Below are 25911 nucleotides of genomic sequence, written 5' to 3'. Positions count from 1 at the left end.
TTTTCTGTTTGCTTTTGTCTTTCCTGAAAACAATCCATTGGCGCCCGGCGCTGCTGTGCCTGACGCTTTTGCTGCTCCTGGTTGGGCTGGGCCCGGCCCAGGCGCAACACCGCAAGGCCCCGCGCACCAAGGCCCGGGCCGGCAGCACCTCCGGGGGCTCCGACTTCTTTCGCATCAGAACGCCACGAATGCGCTACGTGCGGCCGGATACCACCACGGTAATCGAGACCGAAGAATTGCCCGACGATAACTCTGACGCAGCTAAATCCATCTACTTCAACCCAGCCAAGAAGCTCAGTATTGTAAGCGAAGACACCTCGACGCTAAACAACGGCGGCCAGGAAATCGTGGAGATGTCGGAAGAAGTGCTCATTGACTCGTCGTGGGTGAAGGTGGCCGGTTACTACTCCATCTGGGACACGCATAGCGTGAATCCCTATCGGGTGGATGGCCGCAGCTACCGCGACTCGCTCAAGCTGAAGCTAACCGACCTGCCACGGCAGCGCTACGCCAAGATGCCCTTGGTTACCACGCCCATCACCTCTGGGTTTGCCTTCCGGGGCTACCGCTGGCACTACGGCATGGACTTGGACCTGGAAACCGGCGACTCGGTGAAGTCGGCGTTTGATGGGGTGGTGCGCATCAATGCCTGGGACGGCGGTGGCTACGGCAACTATATTCTGGTGCGGCACTACAACGGCCTGGAAACCATTTACGGCCACTTGAGCAAGTCGCTGGTGAAGGTGGGCACCTTTGTTAAAGCCGGCCAACTTATTGGCTACGGTGGCAGCACGGGGCGCAGCACGGGTTCGCACTTGCATTACGAGGTGCGCTATCAGGGCAACCCCATCAACCCGGCCCTGATGTACAACTTCCCGGAGTACAAGCTCCGCAAGGACAGTTTCACCATCACCTCGCAGCTGTTTAACTATTACAGCCGCGCGCTGCAGCATCGCGGAAGCAGCAGCCACGGCCAGCCTTCGCGGGCGCGGCAGGTGGTTACGCACAAGGTTCGCTCGGGCGATACCCTCTCGGAAGTAGCCGAGCGGTACGGGGTGCGCGTAAGCACTCTGAAAAAGCTGAATCCTGGCGTGAAAACGCTTCAGCCAGGGCGCAAGCTGCGGGTGAAGTAGATTTCAAGTCAATTATCGCCAGATGCTAATGCTGTTGAAAGAACGGCGTTAGCATCTGGCTTTTGGTACGGCCCATTTCTGTAATTGAGCTAAAAACGACACAACATGAAACTCGATATTCTGGCGCTGGGCGCGCACCCCGACGACGTGGAAATGACGTGTTCCGGCACCTTGCTCGCCGCCGTGGCGGCCGGCAAAAAAGTAGGCATTGTAGACCTAACGCGGGGTGAACTGGGCACGCGCGGTACGCCCGCCATCCGGGCCGCCGAAGCTGCGGCTGCGGCGAAGATTCTGGGCGTGAGCGTCCGCGAAAACCTGGGATTGCAAGATGGCTTCTTCCGCAACGACCGGGAGCACCAGCTGCCGCTTATTGCCGCCATCCGCCGCTATCAGCCGGAGATTGTGCTGGCCAACGCCATCCACGACCGGCACCCCGACCACGGACGCGCCGCCCAACTGGCCACTGAAGCATGCTTTCTGGCCGGCCTGCGCATGATTGAAACCCAGGACCAAGACGGCACGCCTCAGGCCCCCTGGCGGCCCAAACACGTGTACCACTACATTCAGGACCGTGCCATTGTGCCGGCTTTTGTGGTGGATGTTACCCCGTATTGGGCCAAGCGGTGGGAGAGTGTGCTGGCCTATAGCAGCCAGTTTTTTAACCCCGCTAGCGACGAGCCGGCCACCTACCTGTCTAGCCAGGAATTTTCAAAATTCATGGAAGCCCGCGCCCGTGACTTCGGGCATATCATCGGCGTGGAATTTGGCGAAGGCTTCACGGTGCACCGGCCAGTAGGCGTGCGCGAATTGAGCGACTTGATTTAGCGGGTTCCGGCCAGCAAGCAGCAAGCGGAACGTCGGGTTGAGCTGGAACAAAGCGGAATATTTTCCCGTTACTACGGAAAATATTCCCATCTTTGGGAATGCATTCCTCGCCTGTGCTCATGGCTACCGCCGCTCATCCTTCCGCCGTTTATTCGCCTGCCTTGCTGGGGCTGCAAGCCACCGTGGCCGATTCCTTCGCCTTGGTGATGGAGGCGCGCACGGGCGTGCTGGCCAAAACGGCGTTCGACGTGGCTGCCCTCCTGCAGTTGAGCGCCGACGAATTGGCCGACCTGCTCCACACCACCACCAAAACGCTACGGACCTACCGCCAAGGCAAGAAACGCCTGGGCCCGGCCCCCAGCGAGCAGGTGCTGAAATTGCTGGCGCTGGCCCGCCTGGGCGAAGAAGTATTTGGCTCGGTGCCGGCCTTCCGCCGCTGGCTCGACAAGCCCGCCTACGGCCTCGATAACCAGCCCCCGCTGTCCCTGCTCGAAACCAGCGGCGGCATCGACCTGGTAGCCGATGAAGTGGACCGCATCGCCCACGGCGATTTCGCCTAATCCCCCGCGTGGAAGTATACCGCATCTGCCTGGCGAAGTATGCCGGCGAACTAGTCGCATCCGGCAATCCCGGCCGCTGGAATATGCGCGGCCAGCTGGTTATTTACGCTGCCGGTAGTCGCGCGCTGGCCTGCCTCGAAAACGTGGTGCACCGCAGCGGCGAAGGCCTCAATAGCCTCTTCAAAGTCATCCGCATCGAGATTCCCGATGCCCTGCTCATCGAGGAGTTAACCCTGGACCAAATGCCCGCCGAATGGCAATTGCCGCGCCACTACGCCAAGTGTCAGCCGTTGGGCGCAGCTTGGTACCAGCGCCAAAAAGCGGCCTTGCTGCGGGTGCCGTCCTCCATCATCGCCCACGAACATAACTACGTGCTCAATACCCGGCATCCGGATTTTGGAAAGATTCGAATTGTGGGGTGGGAGGACTTTGCGTTTGACCCACGGATTAAGCATTAGTGGTAAGGGGGAGCGAACGCAGTGTTGAGAAAGCGAAAAACCCGGGGCTGTGCACTTGCACGACCCCGGGTTTAATGCGTTAATTGATTTTGCTTAATCCTTAAATTGGACGCGAGTGAACTGATTGCCTTGGCCAGTAACAAGGTGAACCATGTAAAGCTGATTCGACAGCGAACCCTTGTTGAACTGGTAGGTGAAGCGCTGGCCAGCATCGCCGGAGCCTTCGCCTAGCACAGCCACCACAGCGCCCAGCATGTTCAGTACTTCCACGCGGTAGGTTCCGGCTTCGCGCAGGGCGAAGGAAACCGCCGTGGAAGCGACCGCAGGGTTGGGTGCGCTGGTCAATTTGTATTCTGCTCCAGCGTCGTTGCTGGCAAACGAGTCGCCGTTGGGAATGACATCGCAGGTGCCCAGCATGTCGCCGTGCTTGAGGTGGTTCTGCACGTCGTCGGACTTCATACATTGTGTGTTGTTTCCGTTGTGGCACACCAATACCTTGTCGTTTGAGGGGCCGCAACGCACATCCACTACATTAATCGTAACCGATTCGGAAGCGCTGCAGTTGTCACCGTTCACCGACGTAACGGTGAGCTTGTAGGCGCCAGGGGTTGAGGGCGTGAACACAGGATTAGCAATGGCGGTGTTGCTGAGGCCGGCGGCGGGGCTCCAGGTGTAGCGCACCAGGCCGGTGCTGGTGCTGTTGGCCTGCAGCTGCACGCTCTGGGCGCCGTAGCCGAGGTAGATGGTCGTGGCCGGGCCATTGGTCTGCACGCTCGAGGTAGGCGCTACGGTAATGGTGGGGGCGGCGCAGGAATAGATGGGCGGCATATCGAAGGCTTCCACCTGGTCGAAACGGCTGGTGTTCAGGCCCTGGTTGGCGCTGAAGCCCAGGCCGCGCTTGGCAAAGGCTTTCCAAATCAGCTGCTGGTTGGCCCCGCCGTAGTTGGCCCGGTCGGCGGCCAGAATGGCGTTGCGGGCATCCACAAAGCCGGGCTTGCAGACCTGCATTTTCAGGCCATCGATGACCAGCTGCATGGCCATGTTGTTGCCGCCTTTGCCGTTGTAGAGGTCGGCATCGAAGCCATACTTGTCAATGAACCCCCAGGTCATGTCCCAGAGCATGGTGGCCCATACAAAACCCACACCGTGAGGCTGCGTGAGCACGGGGTTGTTGGTCGCGCCGTAGGTGTAGTTGTTTACCGCAAAGTCGGTGCTGTAGGGAGAAGGACGAATGCCGCGGCCCGAGGTAGGCTGGTTCTGCACGTAGGTGCCAATGCCGCGGGGCTTCACGCTGGTATCGCCAGCCTTCATGGTCAGCATCAGCCCGAACCAGTCGCTCCAGCCCTCACCGCCCTGTTCGGCGTTGTTGAGGCAGCTGGAGTTGCCGGGGCCGCCGGTGAGGCGGGTCGAAATGCCGTGGCCGTACTCGTGGGCAATCACGCCGTTGTCGAAGTCGCCGTCGAGCTCGGGCAGGCCGCCGCTGTTCTTCAGCACCACGTCGACCTGGTTGGCCGCGTCCAGCTGCTGGCGAATGAGCTGGCCCGCTTCCATGCTAATCATGACGGCCGGAATGGTAATGGCCGGCGTGGGATTGGTGGGCGTGCCCCCCATGGCGATGGGGTCGCCGGGGGCGTTGTTAATCACAACCACGGCCGTGGCGCCCGCAATCTGGGCATTCTGTACCTTGTCGGCAAAGGGGCAGTTGCCGCGGTACACCACGGCAATGTTGCCGCTTATAGCGGTGCCGTTGGTGAAAGAGCCACATCCTTCTTCGCTTTTGCCGGGCGAGGCGGGCGGCGTGGACTGGGCCAACACCAGCTTGCCCGTGAAGGCGGTAGCGGTAAGTGGCTTGCTAAAAGAGCCTTCGCGGGCGGTATACGTGCCGGCAATGCTGGCCGGAGCCGTCACCCGGAACAGGTTGGGGTCGGGCAGGCCGCTCCACAGGTACATCTGCATGCGCGGCGCTTGGCCGTCGGTGGGAGTAGCGAAATTGGCGTTGTTGCGGGTGGCAATAACGTTGCGGCTGTCCTGCGACTCGGCCATTACCTGGTCGGCGCCCAGGCCTTCCAGCGCGTTGGGGTTCGTGGTCTGGAAGTTGCCGCTGACTTCGTCGAAGCCATACTGATACCAAATGTCGTGCATGATGTTATTCATGTAAAACAGGTTGGTGGTAGCGGCTGCTTTGTAAGCTACGGGCTGCTTGGTAAAATCCACCGGAAAGTCGAACAGCATCGACGGACCGGCGTCGGGGCTGGAGCCGGGTGCCGGAGCGTTCAGGTTGTCGGGGTCTTCATAGGCATACACGTTGTTGCCCCGGGTAATGGAAAACGAGGTGCCGGGCAGGATGCTGTTCCAGCCCATGGGCGAGGCCTTGCCATCGGCTACCGAGGTGCTCACGAACGTGCGCGCCCCGTGCGAGGGGGTCTCGGTGGGAATGGCGTATACGTTGAAGGCATTGGTAGTGGGACCAGCCGCAACGGCCGAGAACGAGAACGGAACTACCACCGGCTGCTCGGCGTGCATGGGGGTGCCAGCTGGGCCATCGTTTTCGAAGTTGCATTCCACCACCAGGTTGTCCTTGTCCAGAACGGCGCCGGTGGCGGCGTCCACCCGAACGTTCCACCAGTTGCGGGCGTCCAGCTCATAGATGGAGACTTCCCAGGTCAGCACCAAATCATCGTTGGCAGTGGGCAGATATACCAGCCGAACGGGAATCGGGCGCAAAGAAATGCCGCCCGTGGTGAACGTGGCGGCGCGGTTGGTGCCACGGCTCAGGGCCGTGTAAGTAAGGGGGGCTTTCAGCGAAAGGCCGAGGGACTTGGCAGCGGCTGCAACGGCCGCTTGCGCGTCTAGTTTGGGTTGCTTGGCCTTAACTTTTTTGTCGAGGTCTTTACGGAAGCGGTTGCCCAGGTTGACGAGTTGGCCGTCTTTGGCGACGTGGACGTTGGAGATGGCGCCGTAAATATCAATGCCCTGGTAGCGCTGTTGGATGTAGTAGTGCCTCAGGCCGTTGTTTTTACTAAGACTCTCGCTGCTCAGCACCACATCCGCAATGTCGTCGTTGGACAGCTGCATAGTTTTTTGCTGTTTCTTGAGGTGGTCCAAGGCCACTTTGGGGACTTGTTCCTTCTCAGAACCGCCACTGCTCTGGCCAAAGGCGGCCAAATTTACGGCTAGCAACCCCGTGACCAGTACGGCCCGCGTTGCCTTAAGTAGTGTTTTTCTCATTTACCTTGTTGTGAAAATGGGGTGAATAAACAACTAAATGAAGTTCAAATGAATTTCACTAACGAGGGTACGTAGGTCGATATGTGTTTAGTTTTTCACTATGCTAATTATTTATTTAAAACGCGGTAAATTCAAATAAAAGACTAGAAAATTCTTCGTATTTTTAACTAAAATGTTAAAATTCAATCCTTTTTGGTAAAATCTACTCATGAGCGAAGCGGATTCGATTGCCTGAGAAAGCGTGCCTTAAAAAATGGTGAATGGAATCACTAAGGTCATAAGAGCTGGCTAAATCAAATCAGTGCTTGTATGATGTTTTTGCATTAAAATGAGAGCTGATTTAATTGTGGGTTTCTCCTCAAAAGTTAGTTCACGTGATTTGTCAAGATAGCCCGGCTTTGGCTTTTTTCAGACGCGGGGCGTAGCCACAGCCGGTGGGTTCGCTACGAGAGCAGAGACAGCATCCCCTGTACCCATGAGTACACCGAAACAGGCACAGCCCTGGTTGAGGGCTTAATCTACTTTGGGGCTCGCACTTCGAGGAAGGGATAGCCGGAACATAAAAAAATCCCGGCTGGCCTAACCGGGATTTTCTCTGTGCATTAATAACGGCCTACCGCACCCCGGACCGATTCCGACGCCACCCTGACGCCTCCGCGCCCGCCGTTTCGCCAGCTGCTACGGCTGCTTTGGGTTTCTTGTCGTTGAGCAGCATGGCGCCGAGCGTGGCCGCTACTCGCGCCGTGGCATCATCCGGCGTGGTGGGGGCCAGGGTGGTGGGGGTGAAATGGTCGCGGATGAAGTTCGTATCGAAGTTGCCGCTGACGAAGGCGGGGTGCTGCAGCACGTAGGACCCAAAGGGCAGCGTGGTTTCGATGCCGGTGATTTTATACTCTTCGATGGCGCGCAGCATCCGGGCAATGGCCTCGGCGCGGTCGGCCCCAAAGGTGACCAACTTGGCAATCATCGGGTCGTAGTAAATCGGGATGTCCATGCCCTGCTCGAAGCCGTCGTCGACGCGCACGCCGGGGCCCTGGGGGCGCACGTAGGTGGTCAGGGTGCCGATGTCGGGGAGGAAGTTGTTTTGCGGGTCCTCGGCGTATACGCGCAGCTCAAGGGCGTGCCCGGTGATGGTGAGGTCTTCCTGCCGGAAGGCCAGGGGCTCGCCTTGGGCTACTTTGATTTGCTCCTTCACCAAATCGAGCCCCGTGATTTGCTCCGTAACAGGGTGCTCCACCTGGAGGCGGGTGTTCATCTCCAGGAAGTAGAAGTTGTGCTGGTCGTCGAGCAGAAATTCCACCGTGCCGGCGCCGGTGTAGTCGCAGGCGCGGGCCACTTCCACGGCGCATTGGCCCATTTGGGCGCGCAGCTTCGGCGTGAGCACCGACGAGGGCGCTTCCTCAATCACCTTCTGGTGGCGGCGCTGGATGCTGCACTCGCGCTCGAACAAGTGCACAATATTGCCGTGCTCGTCGCCGAGCACCTGAATTTCGATGTGGCGCGGGCCGGTCACAAACTTCTCGATGAACACCGAGCCGTCGCCGAAAGCGGAAGTGGCCTCGTTGATGGCCAGCTGCATCTGCTCCTCAAATTCATGTGCGCCGTTTACGATGCGCATGCCCTTGCCGCCACCGCCGGCCGAGGCCTTGATGAGGATGGGAAAGCCCACTTCCTGGGCAATCTGCTTGGCGGCGCCTACGTCGGAAATGGCCTCATCAGTTCCCGGCACCAGCGGGATGTTGTAGGCTTTCACGGCTTGCTTGGCCGAGAGCTTGTCGCCCATGATTTCCATGGCCTCCGGGCTGGGGCCGACGAAAATCAGGCCCGCCTCTTTTACGGCGCGGGCAAACCCGGCATTCTCCGACAGAAAGCCGTAGCCGGGGTGAATGGCATCGACGCCCAACTGCTGGCAGACTTCGAGAATCTTGTCGCCGCGCAAGTAGCTCTGGGCCGAGGAGGGCGGGCCCACGCACATGGCTTCGTCGGCGTAGCGCACGTGCAGCGCGTTGCGGTCGGCTTCGGAGTAGATGGCCACAGTGGCAATGCCCATTTCCTTGGCCGAGCGCAGCACGCGCAGGGCAATTTCGCCCCGGTTGGCGACGAGCAGCTTGTTGATTTTCTTCATCGAATTCGCTAACAGTTCAGGTTCGAGCCACAAAGAAAGTTGGAAAGCGCATGCCTGCGTCAAACATCGTTCGCATATTAGCGTTATCAAGCCCAAATTGTGTACATCTCGGGCTCAGGGTTACCTTTGTCATTGGGCTAACTGCGAGCAAATTTCTTTTCGCCACAGTCGGCTCTTCCCCGCCTAACTCTTCACATTAACACCCCCGTTTTTTCAGTGGATATTTTCGACCGGATTTCGGCCAACCGTGGCCCCCTTGGCTCGCAGTCGCACTACGCTCACGGCTACTTTGCCTTTCCCAAGCTGGAGGGCCAAATTCAGCCCCGCATGCAGTTTCGTGGCAAAGAGGTGCTTACCTGGAGCCTGAATAACTACCTGGGCCTGGCCAACCACCCCGAAGTCCGGCAAGCTGACATCGACGGTGCCACCGAATTCGGCATGGCGTACCCCATGGGCGCCCGCATCATGAGCGGCAACTCCACCCTGCACGAGCAGCTGGAAAACGAGCTGGCCGATTTCGTGAACAAGCCGGGCGCGCTGCTGCTCAACTTCGGCTACCAGGGCGTGGTGAGCATCATCGATGCGCTGGTGAACCGCCACGACGTGATTGTGTACGACGCCGAGTCGCACGCCTGCATCATCGACGGGGTGCGCCTGCACCAGGGAAAGCGCTTTGTGTTTCCGCACAACAACATGGCCAGCCTCGAGAAGCAGCTGGAGCGCGCCAAGCGCCTTACCGACGAAACTGGCGGCGGCATCCTGGTGATTACGGAGGGCATGTTTGGCATGTCGGGCAACCTCGGCAAGCTGCCCGAAATCGTGGCATTGAAGAAGAAATTCGACTTCCGCATCTTCGTCGACGATGCTCATGGTTTTGGCACGCTGGGCGCCACGGGTGCCGGCACAGCCGAACATTTGGGCTGCGTAGAGGGCGTAGACCTAATTTTTTACACGTTCGCCAAGAGCATGGCCAGCATCGGCGCGTTTGTGGCCGGACAAGAAAGCGTGATTGAATATTTGCGATACAACATGCGTAGCCAGATTTTCGCCAAATCGCTGCCCATGCCATTAGTAATCGGGGCGCTGAAGCGCCTGGAACTGATTCGCAACCATCCCGAATACCGCGAAAAGCTCTGGACAATCGTGCGGGCCCTGCAAGGCGGCCTGCGCGAGAAAGGCTTCAACATCGGCACCACCGAGTCGCCGGTAACGCCGGTGTTCCTGAACGGTGAATTGTCCGACGCAACGGCCCTAACCTTCGATTTGCGTGAGAATCACGGCATTTTCTGCTCTATCGTGGTGTATCCGGTGGTGCCAAAGGGCGTGATTATGCTCCGCCTCATCCCGACTGCCATGCATACGCTCGCCGATGTACAGGAAACGATTGTGGCGTTTGAGGCCATGGCGGCTAAGCTCGACAAAGGGCTGTATAGCAAAGCACCGGTAACCGTTCAAACGGCCTAGAAAAGCCATTTACCGCACTTCACGCCGGTCATCCGCAAGGGTGGCCGGCGCGTTTGTTTTTGTACTATACTAAGCCAATGGGAGTAGCTCAACTTTGCGCAAATGGCCTTTTTTTTGGCAAAATCGGCCCCCAAAAGCAGGGGAGGGGGTTTTAGAAAAAAAATGGAAAACTTGCTTGCATTTGAAATCCCTGTATATTAGGGCCGGCTTAACACCACAACAAATTCATTTTTCACCCCAAACCCCCAAATCCCGATGAACAATTTCGGCAAACTGAAGGACCTCGTGATGTCGCTCGAAGACGACTTTTCGAAATTTTACGACAAGCAGAATGCTGCTGCCGGCACCCGCGTACGTAAAGGCATGCAGGAGCTGAAGACGATGGCCCAGGCGTTCCGCACGGAAGTGCAGAACACCAAGAACGCCGGTGCTGGCGCCGCTTCGGCTGCCGGCGGTGCTGCTAAGAAAGCTGCTCCTGCTAAGAAAGCCGCTCCCGCTGCCGCCAAGAAGGCTGCTCCGGCTGCTAAGAAGAAGTAAGGTAACGCGGCTACCGGCCGCTTTTACTTTGCAAAAAAGGGAGCCCGCAGTGCGGGCTCCCTTTTCTTTTGTTCGCTATTCTTAGCTGAGTAAGGCTGAGGCGTACGGTGTGCTTTGATTCCAATCACCCTAGCCTGTGCCCATTGTCATGCTGAGCGCTGCGAAGCATCTTCTCACGGCTATACGATTCGTTCTAACCTGATAAGATGCTTCGCTACGCTCTGCATGACAAACGAATTCGTCTACATCAGCTCAACCAGGAAGTAGTTCTTCTTGCCTTTCTGTACCACCAGGTACTTGCCCGCGAGCAAGGGCATGGCGGCTGCCAGAGTTTCGGGAGAGGCTACCTTCTCGCGGTTGATGCTCACGCCACCGGCCTGAATCATTTTCTTGGCCTCGCCTTTGGAAGGGAAGATTTTATGCAGCGTGGCATCGCTGAGCAGGCTTACGGCATTGAGGTTGGCAAGGTCGCTGCGGAGCACGTGCACGTGCGGCACGCCCGCAAATACGTCGAGCAGCGTGGCTTCGTCGAGGGCTTGCAGGGCCGCCAGGTCGCCTTTGCCGAATAACACCTCCGAGGCGGCAATGGCGGCTTCGGTGGCTTCGGCGGAGTGCACGCGCGTGGTGACGTCGCGGGCCAGGGCCTTTTGCAGCACGCGCAGGTGGGGCGCCTGGGCGTGCTCGGCTTCCAGGGCCAGGATTTCGGGCTCGCTGAGCAGCGTAAACACCCGGATGAGGCGGGGCGCGTCGACGTCGGCGGCGTTGTAGAAGAACTGGTAGAACTGGTAGGGCGACGTGAGCGTGGGGTCGAGCCACACGGTGCCGGTTTCGCTCTTGCCGTATTTGGTGCCGTCAGCTTTGGTGATAAGCTGGCCGGTAAGGGCGTAGGCTTTGGCTTCGCGGCCTTCGGCACTGCTCAGGCGGCGAATGAGCTCGGTGCCGGTGGTGATGTTGCCCCACTGGTCGCTGGCGCCCATTTGCAGGGTGCAGCCCAACGTCTTGTTGAGGTGTACGAAGTCGTAGCCTTGCAGCAGCTGATAGCTAAATTCGGTGTAGCTGATGCCTTCCGCGCGTTGCTCGGGCGCATCGGAGGCGTCGGCATCGGCAGTGCCAATGCGGCGCTTCACCGAGTCCTTGGCCATCATGTAGTTTACGGTGAGGTGCTTGCCAACTTCGCGCAGAAACTGCAGGAAGCCGAAGTCCTTGAACCAGTCGTAGTTGTTCACGACCAAAGCACCGGTGGGGCCTTCGGAAAAATCCAGAAACTTCTCCAGCTGGGCCCGAATGCCTTCTTGGTTGCGGCGCAGGGTGGCTTCGTCGAGCAGGTTGCGCTCGGCCGACTTGCCGCTGGGGTCGCCTATCATGCCGGTGGCGCCGCCCACCAGGGCCACGGGGCGGTGGCCGGCCCGCTGCAGGTGTACCAGCAGCATGATAGTGGCAAGGTTGCCGATATGTAGGGAGGCCGCGGTGGGGTCAAACCCGATGTAGCCGGTGATGGGGGCGTTGGTAGCCAGGTGTTCGGCGGTGCCGGGCATGGCGTCGTGGTACATGCCGCGCCAGGTGAGTTCGGGTATTAAATCCAAGGAGGAAAGAAGAATGAGGAATGAAGAATGATTGTGCCGCCCAAGCGGCTTCAAGGTAACAAAGGTAGCTAGCGCGTAATTTTGACTTCGTTCAGCCTTTCACCAGGCTATTCTTTCTTCCCCATTTTCCTTTCTCCTTGATACTAGAAGCCGACGCCCTTCTCAAACAGCTGCAGCAACGGCAGTTTCAGCCCGTGTATTTCCTGCAGGGGGAGGAGCCGTACTATATAGACGCGGTGGCCGAGCTGATTGAAAAATCAGTCCTGGCCGAGCACGAGCGCAGCTTCAATCAGGTGGTGCTATATGGCAAGGACGTGGACGTAGCCGGCATTCTGGGCCAAGCCAAGCGGTTTCCGATGATGGCAGAGCGGTCGGTCGTTATCGTGAAAGAAGCCCAAACGGTGGCCGACTTGGAGCTGGAGCGGAGCTGGCCTTTTTTGGAGGCCTACCTCAAGAACCCGCTTTCCAGTTCGGTACTCGTCTTTTGCTACAAGCACAAGACCCTGGATAGCCGCAAGAAGTTGGGCAAGATGCTGAGCGGCAAGGAGTCGCCGGTGGTGCTGATGACCAGCAAGAAGCTCTACGACAACCAGGTGCCGCAGTGGCTCACGGCCAACGTACGCGCCCGCGGCCAGCAGATAACGGGGCAGGCCACCGCTATGTTGGCCGAATACATCGGCGCCGACCTGGGCCGGCTGGCCAACGAAGTAGACAAGCTGGTGCTCAACCTGAAGCCCGGCCAGCCCATCGACGAGGAACTGGTGCAGCGGCTGGTGGGCATCAGCAAGGACTACAACATCTTTGAGCTGCAGAAAGCCCTCGTGCAGCGCGATGTGCTCAAGGCCAACCGCATTCTGGGCTACTTCGCGGCCAACCCCAAGGCTAACCCGCTCATCCCGAACCTGACCTTGCTGTTTGGCTTTTTTACCAAGCTGCTGGTGCTGCACCAGGCCGGGCCCAACCCCGCGGATGGCGAGTTTAAGAAGCTGGGCATTATGAACAGCTTTGCCCAAAAAGAATACCAGCAGGCCATGCGCGTGTACCCTGTGGAGCGGGTGGTGGGCATCATCCACCTCATCCGGCGGGCCGATGCGCAGAGCAAGGGCATCGAAAGTGGATCGATGGACGACGCGGAGATTCTGCGGGAACTGGTGTGGCTGATTCTGCACGCCGTGCCGGCCGGGGTGTTGGAATAGCTCGGGCAGAACGTGGGCACCGGTCTGGCCGTAACAGGAAGGTGTTTCACCTTAAGCCTTTTCACTCATGAACCAAGATGCATTTGACAAGCCAAGCGGTACGCTGGGCGGTATGTTGTCGAGCCTGTTCCGGGGCGGCTCTCGTTCTGGTCAGTACAATACAGGGCGTCCCAGCGGGGGCGGTTTTTCGCGCAAGCTGCTGAGCGGGGCCTTACTGGCCGCCGGCGCCGCCTACCTCTACAACCGTTCGAACCGTTCGAAATCCGGCAACATCACGCAGGTTCCGAAGTAATGGAGCAGAGGGCGCATAGCCGCCCGTTTTACCTATAAGCCCGGTTATTGGTGCCCCGTTCACGGGGGCGGCCAGTAACCGGGCTTTTCGGTTTGAGTACCGCTGTCGGTTTCGCCTAGCAAGCTGATGTGCATGAGGTAGCCATACTTTGGAGCTGGTGCGGCCGATTCTGCTCTGACTGCCCAAATGCAAGTTGAGCTAATGGCAAGGAAGAGCTGCTTCTTACTGCTGTGGTAGCTAAGTGAAAACATTAGTAGCGTCGTTTCTGCGTTATATGGGCAACCTACTGGCATTTTTCGCTACTTTTGGCTACTTCCCGGGCCCTGTGCGGCCCCCCACGCAAGGTATTTTCATGAAGCTTTTTCCCCGGTTGGCATTGGCCGCCGCCCTGAGCGCTGCGGCACCCATGGCAGCCCAAGCCCAGCAAACCCAAGTTTTTGCCGCCGATGAGCGGTACTTTCAAGAGGGATTGGAACTGTTTGACCGCGGCCAGTACGGGGCCGCCCAGGAGGCGTTCCGCCAGTACTTGGCCGTTGAGCCCGTTCACACCAGCCAGGCCGGGCCCACCGCCCACGACCGCATTGCTGACGCCGAATACTACTACGCGGTGAGTGGCCTGTACCTGCTGCACCCCGATGCCGAGGGCCTCATCCTCGCTTTTGCCGAGCAGCACCCGGCCCACCCGCGCTCCGCGTCGGCATTTTTCGAGCTGGGCAAGTTTTACTTCGACCAGAAAGACTACGCTTCGGCCATTCGCTACTTCGAGAAAGTGGCGCCCGATAACCTCGGAAACGACCAGCGCGGCGAATCGGACTTCAAGCTGGCGTACAGCTATTTTGAGCAGAAGGAATACGACAAAGCCCGCCTGCTGTTCGACCGCAGCAAGCAGGCCCAAACCGAGTACAAGTACGCCAGCTCGTACTACGCGGGCTACCTGGCCTACCGCGCCGGCGAATACGCCGCCGCCCGCGCCGACCTGAGCGTGGCCGAGCAAAACGACGCCTACAAACCGGTGGTGCCGGCCATTATTTCACAGATTTACTATAAGGAAGGCAACTACGACGAGTTGATACGCTACGCGTCCAATTCCTTAAAAAACACCCCGCCGCCCCAGAATTCCGACGAAATTCAGCTGCTGCTCGGCGATGCGTACTATCAGAAGGGCCAATACAAGGAAGCAGCGGAGAACTTCGATAAGTACGCGGCCATCCACAAGGGCAAAATTGAGCCGGCGCTACAATACAAAATTGGCTTTGCCAATTACAAGATGGGCGACTTCAAGGGCGCCATCGCCAGCCTGAAAAACGTAGCCGTGCGCCGTGATTCCCTGGGCCAGAATGCCGCCTACCACTTGGGGTTGAGCTACCTGCAAACCAACCAGAAGCCCCAGGCCGTGACGGCATTTGAAGCGGCCCGGCAAGCCACTTTTGATAAGGGCATCGCCGAAAATGCTACGCTGAAGTTAGCCCAAGTGCAGTACGAGCTGGGCAATCTGCCCGAAGTGACGGCGGTGCTCCGGGACTTTAGAAAGCACTTTCCCCGCTCGCAAAACCAGAATACCGTCGATGATTTGCTCAGCACCAGCTTCTTGTCGTCCACGGACTATGCGCAGGCGCTGGCTTACCTAGAAGGGCTCGACGAGCGCAGCGATAAGCTGAACGCCACGTATCAGCGGGTGGCCTATTCGCAGGCGGCCACGCTCTATAACAACGGCAATTACGGCGCCGCGCTGCCCTTGCTGGACAAGTCCCTGAAATACCCGGCCGACGACGCGCTACGTGCCGCGGCTCAGGTGTTACGGGGCGAGATATACAGCGTGGGCCAGCAATACCCCGATGCCATCAACGCCTATGTCGCGGCGGCCAGGTCGGCCCGGCAAGGCGGCGTTAGCGCCGAGGAGGTGGAGTTTGAGCAGAAGGCCCGCTACGGGTTGGGCTATGCCTACTATAATACCAAGCAGTACGAGCGCGCCCGACCGCAATTCCAGGCGTATCTGAACGATAAATCGGCCAAGCCATCGGACGCGAACTACAACGACGCCACCTTGCGGCTGGCCGACACCTATTATGTAGCCAAGAGCTATCCCCAGGCGCTGGAGCTATACGACAAGGTGATTAGCGCCAACGCCGCCGATAAAGACTACGCCTACTTCCAAAAAGGCCGTACGCTGGGCCTGATGGGCCGTCGCGACGAAGCGAACAACACACTGGCCTCGTTGCTCAAAACCAACCCCAACTCGCGGTATGCAGAGGAGGCAGTGTTTCAGCAGGCGCAGCTCTCGTTTGAAGCTGGCGAATACCAGCCGGCCGTCACGGGATTTTCGCGGCTGATTGACAACCGGCCCAACAGCCCGCTGGTGCCGCAAGCCCTGCAGAAGCGCGGCGTGGCCTACGCCAACCTCCAGCAGCAGGACAAGGCCGTGGCCGATTTCCAGCGGGTCCTCTCGGATTTCCCCCGCAGTGAAGCCGCTTCGCAGGCCATCTACAGCTTGCAGGAAAGCCTCACGGCGCTGGGCCGCACCGAAGAATTTGATGCGGCGCTGGCCTCATTTAAGGTGCAAAACCCCGACAGCAAGGCCACCGAAAGCGTCGAGTTTGAAGCGGCCAAGTCGTTGTATCTGGCTGAGAAATACCAGCCTGCTATCCTTCGCCTCGAGTCGTACTTGAAGCAATATCCACAAACCACGCTGGGACCGGATGCCCGTTTCTTCTTGGCCGATTCTTACCTGAAAACCGGCGACAAACAGCAAGGCCTCACCCGCCTGCGCGACGTGGTGACCGAAGGCAAGAGCGAGTTTGTGAACCGCGCCGTGGGCCGCCTGGCTGACCTGGAGTTTGAAAACAAGAACTACGCCGAGGCCGCCAAATACTACGAGCGCCTGCGCGGCGCCAGCAACAACCGCCGCGAAGTGGCCAATGCCACGCTGGGCCAGATGCGCAGCCTGTACGAGAGCGGCGACTACCCCGGCACCCGACGCGTAGCCGAAGAGCTCCGCACCCAGGCCGGTGCCACGGCCAACGCCACCAACGCGGCCCTGCTCTATTTGGGCAAAGCCAGCTACCGCGCCGGCAACCTCGACCAGGCCGCTACGGAACTGGCCGCCGCCGCAACCGCGGCACCCAACGATGTGAACGGCGCCGAAGCCCAGTACTACCTGGCCGAAACCCTGTTTAAGCAAAAGAAGAACGAGGAAGCCATTGCGGCCGCCCTCAAGGTCAATTCGAACTACAGCAGCTACACGCTGTGGCAAGGGCGTGCCTTCCTGCTGGTGTCGGATGTGTACGCGGCCGAGGGCGACAACTTCCAGGCCCGGGGCACGCTCAACTCCATCATCGACAACAACTTCCCGGTGGCAGAAATTGTGGAAGCCGCCAAGCAGCGCCTGAAAACGCTGGGAGCCGACCAGCCCGACGAGACTCCGGCGCCTGCGGCGCCTAAAACCACGCCTGCCAAAGCCCCAGCCAACACCCCGGCAAAAGCCCCGGCCAGCACTAAGCCGGCCGCTACGCCCGCCCCAGCCAAGGGCAAGGCGACCACCGTGCCCCGCGCCAACCTGCACGGCACCACCGCTGCCCCGGCCGATACGGCGACCCAACGCTAAGCTCAGCGTATCCTTTCATTGAATAACAATTTGCTGATGAAGCGTTTGTCGATAAAAAATTCTAAGCCGGCGGTTCGCCAAGGTTCAGGCGTAGTGGCCGGGCTGGTACTGGCCGCCGTGCTGGTGGGCGGTGGGGCATCCACCGCCACCGCCCAGACCACAAAGCCGAAACCTAAAACCGGTCAGATTGAAGAAGCGGAAATAGAAATTGTGAAAGAGCGGGTCAATCAGCTGCCCGAAGCCACGCGTAACTTCAATAAAATCAAGCTGCCGGCCCCACCCAAAACCGAGCGCAAGGTGACCTACACCTACCCGGATTTCCGCCTGCCGGCCGACCGGCTCACGCCTTCGGTGAAGGTGCTCACCATTCGGGCGGAGGAGCCCACGCCCCTCACCGGCAACTTTGTGAAGGCGGGCCTCGGCAACTACGGCACATTTTACGGACGGGGCTATTTCCATAGCACCCGCAATACCGACCATGCGTATGGCCTGGACATCAAGCACATCAACTCGCTTACCGGGCCCGTAGATGGCAAGAACTCCGCTACGGCCGAAACCAGCGCCCACCTCATGGGCGAGTTGTACCGGGGCACCGCCGCTTTCGGTGCCACCCTGGACTTGGGCCGCGAGGGGTACAATTTCTATGGCTACCAAAAAGCCGCTAATACCCCCGAAGGCTCGCCCGTTCCGGAATCCAAGGGCATTCAACAGGTGTTCAAGCGCTTCGGGGTGAAGGCCTATGCCCACAACCGCGACCCCGAGCAAGTGCTGACCTACGACGCTGGCATTGGCTACCGCTATTGGAATGACATCTTCGGAGCGACAGAAAACAACGTGTTGGTGAATGCAAAAGTGGGCTACGCGCTGGGCGACGCCAGCCGGGTGACGGTTGCGGCCGATGCTTCCTTTATTTCAGAAAAGGACATTGTTTCCTTTAATAAACTGAAGCCCGGTGCTCCCACTATAGATGTAACGCGCACCCGCACCTTCGTGCAGGCTACGCCGGCTTATGAATTCATTAACAACAGCATAGCCTTCTCGGTGGGCGCCACATTGGGCTATTCGTCCGATACGGCTACCAACGTGAGCAAAACCGTGGTGTACCCCGCCGTGCGCCTCGGCTATACAATAGAGCCCGAGAAGTTTATGGTGTACGCCGGCCTGGGAGGTGCCCTACAGCGGGTAACCCGGTACGACCTGAGCACCGAAAACCCCTGGCTCAACCGCGGCCTGAATGTGGCGGATACCCACCGGGGACCTACCGTCTACGTCGGCTTCACGTCGACGCCGGCCCGTGGCCTTGAGCTGAATGCCCGCGCCACCTACGCCCGCGACCGCAACCTGTATTTCTACCTGAACAACGCCATTGACCCCACCAAGTTCGACCTGGTGTATGACCAGAATGCCACGGGCGTGCTGAACATACACGGCGAACTGCTGTACAACGCAGCCGAGAAGTTCCGCTTGGGCACTCGGATGGACTACAACAAATACGCGCTGAAAAACCTGCCTCAGCCTTTTCATCGCCCGGAGTTTCAAGGCTCAGTGTTTGGCACCTATACTGCCTTCGAGAAGCTCAACCTGGGCGTGGAGGGTTATTTCTATGCGGCCAGCTATGGCATCAGCTACCGGCCGGCGGCCAGCCCGGGCGCAGTGCGGGTTCCCGACTTTTATCGGGCCACCGACCCAATTGTTGACCTAAATCTTCGGGCCGATTACCGCATTACGCCAAAAATATCCATCTTTGTAATGGGTAATAACCTCGCCAATCGACAGTACCAGCGCTTCTACGGATATCCTGTGAAGGGCATCAACGTGCTGGGAGGGGCGACCTATACGTTTTAGCTTTCTGGTTACTAGGAGCTTGCTGCAGGCTAGGGGCAATTATTGCCTTCAGTCTGAGGCAGGAATTGACCAACCAGTAACCGGAAACCAGCAAACAACAGCCGCATAATGCACTTAGCCGACCACATCCGCCCCCTGCTCCGTAACCACGACTGCGTGATAATTCCGGACTTTGGGGGCCTTGTGGCCGATGTGTCGCCGGCACGGGCCCAGCCCGGGCGCCAGGCGCTGAGTCCACCTACCAAACTGGTGGCCTTCAACCAGGCCCTTACCCGCAACGACGGGCTGCTGGTAGATGCTTTGAGCCAGCACCTTGGGCTGTCCATTGCGCAAGCCCGCGAGGCCGTGCGCACCGCCGTAGCCGGCCTACAGCAGGAACTAGAAGAAACCAACCGCACGGAGCTGCCGGGCATCGGCATTTTCCGCCGCGCCGTGGGCCGTGGGCTGGCGTTTGAATACACGGGTACTGATAACCTGCTGGCTTCTGCTTTTGGTTTGCCGGAGCTGGCAGCACGCCCTGTACGCGCTAACGATGCCCGCATCAAGCGCCCGCAGCCAGCGTTGCGCGGCGCTGCGACGCGCCGCTCGCGGCTAGTACGGTTGCTGCCCGGTGGCGCGCTGGCCGTAGCCGCAAGTTTGCTGCTGCTGTTCAGCAACGCCAGCTATGTGCCCACTCGATGGCAAACCCAGCTGCCGCAGTTGGAATGGGCTCAGCGGCGCACGATGCCGGCTACTCCCATCACCGAGCCACAGCAGGCCACCTTGGGGCAGCACGACTTTAGCAGCAGCTCGCTGGATTCTGAGGGGATGACCCCACTGGAGAATGCGGCTTCGGCGCCCGTGCCGCAGGTAGAAACCCAACCCAAAGCCCCTGCCAGCACCGAAACGGCAACGACTACGGAAGTGGCAACTGTGGCAAAAACGGAAGCGTTACCAGGCACCCCCGCCAAAATTGAGCCCACTGCCGCTGCTCCTACAAAAACAACTGCACCGGTGGCGCCGATAGCCAAGCCAACTCCCATAGCTGTGGTCAAGCCAGCAGTTGTGAAGGCTCCGGTAGGCCCGGCTGTCGCGGCAAGTGCAACTACAATTAAATACCGTACTGGCCGTTATTACGTCATTGCGGGGGCTTACAGCAGCCTGAAAGGTGCTGAGCGGGGCCGCCAGGTGCTGGCCCGGACCGGCCACGCCACGCATATCATTCTGCCGCCTTTTGGTAGCCGCCTGTTCCGCCTCACGGCTGCGGATTACCCCGACCTGGCTTCGGCCCAGCGCGAAGCCCAGCGCCTGCGCGTGAGCACGCATTGTGATTACAATACTTTGAAATTTTAACCCCACGCATGTCCGTATTCCTTTTGCAAGTTGCTGCCACTGCGGCCGATAGTGTAAATACCGCCGTTACGGCCGCTCCGGTAGTGCAAGCCGATGTTCCCGTTATCGACCTCATTATGCGCGGGGGGTGGATAATGGTCCCCCTGGTAGCCCTTTCCATACTCTCGGTTTATATTATTATCGAGCGTTACTTCACCATCCGCCGGGCCGCCGGCAACCCAGATTCGTTCATGAATGGCATCCGCTCCCTGATGGTGAAGGGTGACCTGGCCGGGGCCAAGCTGCTGTGTGCCCAAACGGCATCACCGCTGGCCCGCATGGTTGAGAAAGGCCTGCGCCGCATTGGCCTGCCACTGAAAGAAATCGAAACCAGCGTAGAAAACGTGGGCAAGATTGAAATTGCCCGCCTCGAAAAGAACATCAGCATTTTGGGCATCATCGCCGGCATCGCGCCCATGATTGGCTTCGTGGGTACCATCATCGGTGTTATTAAGATTTTCTATTCCATTGCTGCTACCAAGGAGTTCGGTATTCCGCAGGTGGCCGATGGCTTGTATGTAAAGCTGGTGACCTCGGCTACGGGCCTTATTGTCGGCATCATTGCCCACGTGGGCTACCATTGGTTGAGCATTCTCGTCGAACGCATGGTGTTCCGCATGGAAAACTCGGCCATCGAATTCATGGACATTCTCCAGGATAATTAATTTCAATGAGGAATGAAGAAGGAGGAATGCAGAATTGGCGTTTGTAGCCGTTCTAAATTCCTCCTTCTTCATTCCTCATTCTTCATTAAAAAAGAATGAATCTATCCCGCCGTCATCGCCTCACGTCCCACGTAGAGACCGGGGCCATGAACGACATCATGTTCTTCCTGATGTTGTTCTTCCTGATTGCTTCCACGCTGGTCAACCCCAACGTCATCAAACTGCTGCTGCCCAACGCGAAATCGAGCAAGCAGGTGATGAAGCAGCCCATCACCATTTCGGTAGATGCAGCCGGCACCTATTTTGTGAATAAAAAGCCGGTAAACCCCACTGCTGTTGAGCCAGAGCTGGTGGCCCTTATCGGCAACGTACCCACCACCGAGCAGCCCACCGTGGTGCTGCGGGTTGATAATTCGTTGAACGTTCAGAAGCTGGTTGACATTCTAGAAGTTGGCAACCGGCTTAAGCTCAAGATGGTGATGGCCACCCAGGCCCAGCAAGCAGCCGGCAAATAGGACCATTTGTTAGGCTTAGCGTATCATTCCCATGGCTATTGATTATCAGGAACCGCACCGCCGCGAAGGGCTGATTGGCACGCTGGTAGTGCACGGGCTGCTGCTGCTGCTGTTTATGTTCATGGTGTTCAAAGGGCCCAATCCACCTTTGTCGGCAATTGGCGGCGACGGCGTGGAGCTGAACTACGGCCTCGACGAAGCCGGCTCGGGTGATGTGCAAACCATGGCCACGGCCAACAAATCGCTGAACCGCGTCGACAGCCGCCCGCCCATTGCCAGCCCAGACCCTACGCCCCGGCCGCCCGTAGCGGCTGCCACGCCCAACCCAACGCCGCCTTCGCAGGAAAAAGTCATCACCAGCGAAGCCGAAGAAAGCCCCGTTTCTGAAGCGCCCGTTGAAACGCCCGCTCCGCCCAAGGAGGAAGTGAAAGCGACGCCGAAGCCCGCGCGGAAAGTGGCCGTCGCTTTTTCACCCAAGGGCAGCGCCACTGGCGGCGGCAACGGTGAAAACGGCAGCAGCAACACGCCCACCGGAAACAACAACGGTGACCGCCCCGGCTCCGTGGGCGACCAGGGCGACCCGAACGGCTCACTCGATGCCAAAGCGCTGTACGGCGCCCCCGGCAGCGGGGGCAGCGGCAGCAGCCCTGGCAGCGGCGGCCTCGAAATGAGTGGCTGGCGCTTTGAAAGCACGCCCGTGGTTGAGGCCGTAGACGATAACTCCGGCGTGATTCGCTTCAAGATTAAAATCTCGGCCGACGGCGAAGTGCAATCCGTGACCAAGGTGTCGGGTAACGTTTCGGCCGCTCAGGAGAAGCTTTGCCGCGACAAGCTGCTCGGGGCTAACTTCATCAAGACCAACGGTGCTCCCGGGGGTGCTACCGGCTTTTACACCTTTAAGATTGTAGTCAGGTAGCTCAACTTTAAAATCCGTATGGCCCCGCCGTCTGCTGAGCAGGCGGCGGGGCTTTTTGCTGCTATACAACCGGTAGGGCGTTAATTTGTGGCTCCCGAACGTTTTTTAACCCCCGAGTCCGTGACTTATTCCGAAACCCTGGCTTACCTCTACGACCAACTGCCCATGTTCCAGCGGGTGGGCACGGCCGGATTCAGAAAAGGATTGGGCAACACGCTGGTGCTGGCGGAAGCGCTGGGGCACCCAGAGCAGCGGTTTCGCAGCGTGCACGTGGCGGGCACCAACGGCAAGGGCAGCAGTTCACATTTGTTGGCGGCGGTGCTGCAGGCCGCGGGCTATAAAGTGGGTCTGTATACTTCACCACACCTGCGGGAGTTCACGGAGCGCATTCGGGTGAATGGCCAGGAACTGGCTCCTGAGTACTTGGTGCAGTGGGTCGAAAAGTGGCGGCCCCTTTTTGAGCAGGTGCAGCCCTCGTTTTTTGAAATGTGCGTGGCGCTGGCCTTCGACTACTTCGCCGAACAGCGTGTGGACATCGCCGTGGTTGAAGTTGGGCTGGGCGGCCGGTTCGATTCCACCAACATCATTACCCCTCTCGTTTCGCTTATCACCAACATTAGCTTTGACCACCAGGCCCTGCTGGGCAACACCCTCGTTGAGATAGCCGGCGAAAAAGCCGGCATCATCAAGCCGGGGGTGCCGGTGGTGGTGAGCCAGACCCAGCCCGAAGTGGCCGAGGTGTTTAAACGGGAAGCCGCGGCCAAACTGGCCCATTTGGTGTTTGCGGACCAGATTTATCAGGCTTCGTTCACAGCCGAGCCTTCGGCCGAGACCGGGTTGCGCCCGGTGGCGGTAACCCAGCACGGGCGGCCGTATTTACCCAATACCGAGCTAGGGCTGCCCGGCGATTATCAGCAATTCAACCTGCCCGGGGTGTTGGCCACGCTGGACGAGCTGCGCGCCCAAGGCTTCCACATCACAGAATCGGCGATTCGTACCGGCCTGCGGCAGGTGACGCGCCTGACGGGCATGCGTGGGCGCTGGAGCATTATCGGCCGCCAGCCGCTGGTGGTTTGCGACACTGGCCACAACGCGGCGGGCCTGCAACTGGTGGTAGCTCAGCTGCGGCGGCTTTCGTATCGGCAGCTGCACCTGGTTATCGGCACGGTCAACGATAAGGACGTGGCTAGCATGCTGGCGCTGCTGCCGGCCGATGGCATCTATTATTTTTGTGCGGCCAAGATTCCCCGCGCTATGCCTGCAGTTGAGCTGGCTCAGCAAGCGCAGGCTTTGGGGCTAGTGGGCCGGGCTTATGATTCTGTGACGGACGCCGTAGCCGCGGCGCGGGCGGCAGCTGGGCCCGACGATGTCGTGTTTATCGGCGGCAGCACCTTTGTGGTGGCCGAAGTCGAAGAACTGTTTGCGGTGGCCTAACCAAGTCAATTTCCTTTTTCCTTCATTTTTACAGAATACCGATTTGCCTCGCGTCAAACTGCACCGTTTCAACGACAACGCCACCCGTCCGGATATTATTGAGCAGGGAAAGCCCGAATACGAGCAGCTTGGCGGCCGTTGGCGCACCGACTTTTTCCAGGCGCCCCACCCGCTGACCCTGGAAGTGGGCTGCGGCAAGGGCGAGTACACCGTGGGTTTGGCCCAGCGCCACCCAGGCCGCAATTTTCTGGGTCTTGACATCAAGGGCGAGCGAATCTGGCGGGGCAGCACCCGCGCCGCCGAAATGGGCCTGACCAACGTGGGCTTCGTGCGCATGCGCGCCGAAGCCTTGGCAGCTCAATTTGGGGCCGGCGAGCTGGATGAAATCTGGATTACGTTTCCCGACCCGCGGCCCCGGGACCGCGATATTAAGCGCCGCCTCACCTCGCCGCGCTTCCTGGCGCTCTACGAACAATTGTTAACTCCCGGCGGCTTACTGCACCTCAAGACTGATAATGAGGGTCTTTTCGAGTTTACACTTGAAACGCTGGCAGCGCGGTCCGGTGCCCGGGTAGAACGGTTCACGCGCGACCTCTACGCCGAAACCGGCCCGGAATTCACCGAAGCGCAGGCCATCCAAACCAACTTTGAAGGCAAGTACCGGGCCGTGGGAGTGCCCATTAAGTACGTGCAGTTCCGGCTGACTTAGTCGTTTTCGAGGGCTTCGAAGACGGCTTCGAGCTGGTCAAAATCCCGCAGCCCCGGCTTCACCTCATCACCCGAAGGGAAAGAAAGGCCGGCTAACCGCAGGTGCGTGGCCAGGTAGTGTGCCCGTTCGGGGTCGAGCCCAGGGCCTAACCAAAGCGGACTCCGGTCGCAGGCCTGGCGCAACGTATCCAAGCCTTCCACGGGAATTACCTCGGGCAGTTCGAGCACAAAGCCTACAGGAGCCGCCGAAAAATCTTCAGGCTGAGCAGCCGTCTCAAAGGTCAGCTCAACGTACACCGGCGGCGCAATTTCGGCCAGCTCCGTAGCGGTGCGGGGGCGGCGCAGGAGCACGGCATCCAGCGCACATTCGGCGGATATGGCGTTGATTTCTGGCGCACTGAGTTGGTCAAATTCACCTATGAGTTCAACCCCGGCAATCCAGCCGGCGAGCTCCTTCACGGTTTTGGTATCGAGGTGGCCGGGCAGGGCCGGGTCGAGGATAAAAGTGAGTTTGTCGGCGCCCATGCCGGCGCAGTAGCGGGCATCGGACAGGTTATTAATGCCGCGAATGAGGAGGGGAACGAGGTGGGGCACGGGAAACGAACGGTGAGGCGAAGGGGAATTCTGGCGCGATGAAACGAAATGAACCGGGCGCGCTTAGTACCTGCAAAAGTAGAGCCTTGGGGTTGACTGGGGCGCACCGGGCTAGCGCCCGGCCGCTGTATCTTCGCCCCCATGAACTTAACTCGCCGTGCCCCGCTGTTGGCCCCGTCGTTTCTGGCCGCTGATTTAGCCAACCTCCAAGCCGAAACCGAGCGGCTAGCTACCAGCGCAGCCGACTGGCTGCATTTTGATGTGATGGACGGCCGCTTCGTGCCCAACATCTCCTTTGGCTTGCCGGTGCTGCAGGCCGTGGCCCGCTACGCCAAGCAACCCCTGGACGTGCATTTGATGATAGAAGAGCCCCAGCATTACCTGGCGGCCTTCCGCGATGCCGGTGCTACCAACATCACGGTGCACTACGAAGCCTGCACCCACCTGCACCGCGTGGTGCAGCAGATTAAGCAGTTGGGCTGCAAGGCTGGCGTGGCCCTGAACCCGCACACGCCGGTGGCGCTGCTCGAAGACATTGCCACCGAGCTCGATGTGGTGCTCATCATGTCGGTAAATCCGGGATTTGGGGGCCAAGCGTTTATTCCGAATACCCTCAAGAAGGTAGCCATGCTCAAGGAGCTGCTCATTGATACGGGCTCGGATGCGCTGATTGAGATTGACGGCGGCGTGAGCCTGGCCAATGCCGGCCCGCTTGTGGAGGCCGGGGCCGACGTGCTGGTGGCCGGGAATTTCGTATTTAGTGCCCCCGAAGGCCCGGTGGCTACGCTGGCCCGCATGCGCGACCATCTGGCCGGCCTGGGGCAGGACTCGGCCGACGAAGTGGTCAGCCAGAGGCAATAG

The 25911-nt window shown here is 59.3% G+C and carries 20 protein-coding genes and 1 pseudogene; 17 read left to right on the top strand and 4 right to left on the bottom strand.

The features are described 5' to 3' along the window. Positions 1–14 precede the first annotated feature (14 nt). The 4 genes from AUC43_RS21810 to AUC43_RS14625 all read left to right on the top strand — a co-directional run bounded on the left by AUC43_RS21810 (position 15) and on the right by AUC43_RS14625 (position 2976). Positions 15–1133 carry a M23 family metallopeptidase gene (locus AUC43_RS21810; RefSeq protein WP_269465194.1) on the top strand — a complete coding sequence of 373 codons (1119 nt, stop codon included), beginning with the start codon at positions 15–17 and terminating at the stop codon, positions 1131–1133. A gap of 105 nt (positions 1134–1238) precedes the next feature. Further along, complete coding sequence (gene bshB1, locus AUC43_RS14635) at positions 1239–1958, top strand: bacillithiol biosynthesis deacetylase BshB1 (RefSeq protein WP_068195151.1); 720 nt, start codon at positions 1239–1241, stop codon at positions 1956–1958. Between the two features lie 119 nt (positions 1959–2077). After that, positions 2078–2518: a type II RES/Xre toxin-antitoxin system antitoxin gene (gene parS, locus AUC43_RS14630; RefSeq protein ID WP_082685111.1), complete on the top strand. Its 441-nt coding sequence runs from the start codon at positions 2078–2080 to the stop codon at positions 2516–2518. An 8-nt stretch (positions 2519–2526) separates the two neighbouring features. After that, positions 2527–2976, top strand: a complete 450-nt coding sequence (locus AUC43_RS14625; protein ID WP_068195147.1) for an RES family NAD+ phosphorylase — start codon at positions 2527–2529, stop codon at positions 2974–2976. Positions 2977–3069: 93 nt separating this feature from the next. Here the strand turns inward: AUC43_RS14625 and AUC43_RS14620 are convergent, their stop codons facing one another. Then, positions 3070–6204 (bottom strand): T9SS-dependent M36 family metallopeptidase, encoded by a 3135-nt coding sequence (locus tag AUC43_RS14620; protein WP_071885930.1) that lies wholly within the window; start codon positions 6202–6204, stop codon positions 3070–3072. Between the two features lie 613 nt (positions 6205–6817). Then, the gene (gene accC / locus AUC43_RS14615; RefSeq protein ID WP_068195143.1) at positions 6818–8329 is read right to left on the bottom strand and encodes an acetyl-CoA carboxylase biotin carboxylase subunit; all 1512 of its coding nucleotides are present in this window, start codon (positions 8327–8329) and stop codon (positions 6818–6820) included. Positions 8330–8545: 216 nt separating this feature from the next. Between accC and AUC43_RS14610 the strand changes: the two genes are divergently transcribed. Then, complete coding sequence (locus AUC43_RS14610; RefSeq protein ID WP_068195140.1) at positions 8546–9793, top strand: aminotransferase class I/II-fold pyridoxal phosphate-dependent enzyme; 1248 nt, start codon at positions 8546–8548, stop codon at positions 9791–9793. A 255-nt stretch (positions 9794–10048) separates the two neighbouring features. Next, positions 10049–10219: pseudogene (locus AUC43_RS21865) on the top strand (histone H1); the annotation flags it as partial. 353 nt (positions 10220–10572) lie between these two features. Here the strand turns inward: AUC43_RS21865 and tyrS are convergent. Continuing rightward, entirely contained in the window at positions 10573–11913 is a 1341-nt protein-coding gene (gene tyrS, locus AUC43_RS14600; protein WP_068195136.1) for a tyrosine--tRNA ligase, read from the bottom strand. Positions 11914–12050: 137 nt separating this feature from the next. Between tyrS and holA the strand changes: the two genes are divergently transcribed. From holA to trmB, 10 genes are all read left to right on the top strand, one after another. Beyond that, positions 12051–13109, top strand: coding sequence for a DNA polymerase III subunit delta (gene holA, locus AUC43_RS14595; protein WP_071885928.1), 1059 nt, complete (start codon positions 12051–12053; stop codon positions 13107–13109). A 67-nt stretch (positions 13110–13176) separates the two neighbouring features. Continuing rightward, complete coding sequence (locus AUC43_RS14590; RefSeq protein WP_068195134.1) at positions 13177–13401, top strand: hypothetical protein; 225 nt, start codon at positions 13177–13179, stop codon at positions 13399–13401. 352 nt (positions 13402–13753) lie between these two features. Beyond that, entirely contained in the window at positions 13754–17002 is a 3249-nt protein-coding gene (locus AUC43_RS14585) for a tetratricopeptide repeat protein (RefSeq protein ID WP_068198677.1), read from the top strand. Between the two features lie 45 nt (positions 17003–17047). Beyond that, on the top strand, positions 17048–18847 hold the full coding sequence (locus AUC43_RS14580) for a TonB-dependent receptor (RefSeq protein ID WP_199243454.1): 1800 nt from the start codon (positions 17048–17050) through the stop codon (positions 18845–18847). Positions 18848–18955: 108 nt separating this feature from the next. Then, positions 18956–20179 carry an HU domain-containing protein gene (locus tag AUC43_RS14575; protein WP_068195127.1) on the top strand — a complete coding sequence of 408 codons (1224 nt, stop codon included), beginning with the start codon at positions 18956–18958 and terminating at the stop codon, positions 20177–20179. A gap of 8 nt (positions 20180–20187) precedes the next feature. Next, positions 20188–20883: a MotA/TolQ/ExbB proton channel family protein gene (locus AUC43_RS14570; protein ID WP_068195124.1), complete on the top strand. Its 696-nt coding sequence runs from the start codon at positions 20188–20190 to the stop codon at positions 20881–20883. Positions 20884–20978: 95 nt separating this feature from the next. Further along, entirely contained in the window at positions 20979–21398 is a 420-nt protein-coding gene (locus AUC43_RS14565) for an ExbD/TolR family protein (RefSeq protein WP_068195120.1), read from the top strand. 31 nt (positions 21399–21429) lie between these two features. Then, on the top strand, positions 21430–22314 hold the full coding sequence (locus tag AUC43_RS14560; RefSeq protein WP_068195117.1) for a hypothetical protein: 885 nt from the start codon (positions 21430–21432) through the stop codon (positions 22312–22314). 120 nt (positions 22315–22434) lie between these two features. Next, positions 22435–23748 (top strand): bifunctional folylpolyglutamate synthase/dihydrofolate synthase, encoded by a 1314-nt coding sequence (locus tag AUC43_RS14555; RefSeq protein WP_068195114.1) that lies wholly within the window; start codon positions 22435–22437, stop codon positions 23746–23748. A 43-nt stretch (positions 23749–23791) separates the two neighbouring features. Next, positions 23792–24457, top strand: a complete 666-nt coding sequence (gene trmB / locus AUC43_RS14550; protein WP_068195111.1) for a tRNA (guanosine(46)-N7)-methyltransferase TrmB — start codon at positions 23792–23794, stop codon at positions 24455–24457. Here trmB and AUC43_RS14545 read toward each other — a convergent pair. Continuing rightward, positions 24454–25050 (bottom strand): beta/alpha barrel domain-containing protein, encoded by a 597-nt coding sequence (locus AUC43_RS14545; RefSeq protein ID WP_068195108.1) that lies wholly within the window; start codon positions 25048–25050, stop codon positions 24454–24456. The two genes, trmB and AUC43_RS14545, sit on opposite strands and share 4 nt — an antisense overlap. A gap of 141 nt (positions 25051–25191) precedes the next feature. Here AUC43_RS14545 and rpe point away from each other — a divergent pair, with 141 nt between their 5' ends. Further along, positions 25192–25911 (top strand): ribulose-phosphate 3-epimerase, encoded by a 720-nt coding sequence (gene rpe, locus AUC43_RS14540; RefSeq protein WP_068195104.1) that lies wholly within the window; start codon positions 25192–25194, stop codon positions 25909–25911.

This window comes from Hymenobacter sedentarius, from assembly GCF_001507645.1.
Taxonomy (GTDB): Bacteria; Bacteroidota; Bacteroidia; order Cytophagales; family Hymenobacteraceae; genus Hymenobacter; species Hymenobacter sedentarius.
This window is presented reverse-complemented; position numbering and strand designations above follow the sequence as displayed.

Excerpts from the sequence above, each read along its gene's own strand:
- bshB1 (WP_068195151.1), top strand. The coding sequence starts at position 1,239 with ATGAAACTCGATATTCTGGCGCTGGGCGCGCACCCCGACGACGTGGAA.
- parS (WP_082685111.1), top strand. The coding sequence starts at position 2,078 with ATGGCTACCGCCGCTCATCCTTCCGCCGTTTATTCGCCTGCCTTGCTG.
- AUC43_RS14620 (WP_071885930.1), bottom strand. The coding sequence starts at position 6,204 with ATGAGAAAAACACTACTTAAGGCAACGCGGGCCGTACTGGTCACGGGG.
- accC (WP_068195143.1), bottom strand. The coding sequence starts at position 8,329 with ATGAAGAAAATCAACAAGCTGCTCGTCGCCAACCGGGGCGAAATTGCC.
- AUC43_RS14590 (WP_068195134.1), top strand. The coding sequence starts at position 13,177 with ATGAACCAAGATGCATTTGACAAGCCAAGCGGTACGCTGGGCGGTATG.
- AUC43_RS14585 (WP_068198677.1), top strand. The coding sequence starts at position 13,754 with ATGAAGCTTTTTCCCCGGTTGGCATTGGCCGCCGCCCTGAGCGCTGCG.
- AUC43_RS14575 (WP_068195127.1), top strand. The coding sequence starts at position 18,956 with ATGCACTTAGCCGACCACATCCGCCCCCTGCTCCGTAACCACGACTGC.
- AUC43_RS14570 (WP_068195124.1), top strand. The coding sequence starts at position 20,188 with ATGTCCGTATTCCTTTTGCAAGTTGCTGCCACTGCGGCCGATAGTGTA.
- AUC43_RS14565 (WP_068195120.1), top strand. The coding sequence starts at position 20,979 with ATGAATCTATCCCGCCGTCATCGCCTCACGTCCCACGTAGAGACCGGG.
- AUC43_RS14560 (WP_068195117.1), top strand. The coding sequence starts at position 21,430 with ATGGCTATTGATTATCAGGAACCGCACCGCCGCGAAGGGCTGATTGGC.
- rpe (WP_068195104.1), top strand. The coding sequence starts at position 25,192 with ATGAACTTAACTCGCCGTGCCCCGCTGTTGGCCCCGTCGTTTCTGGCC.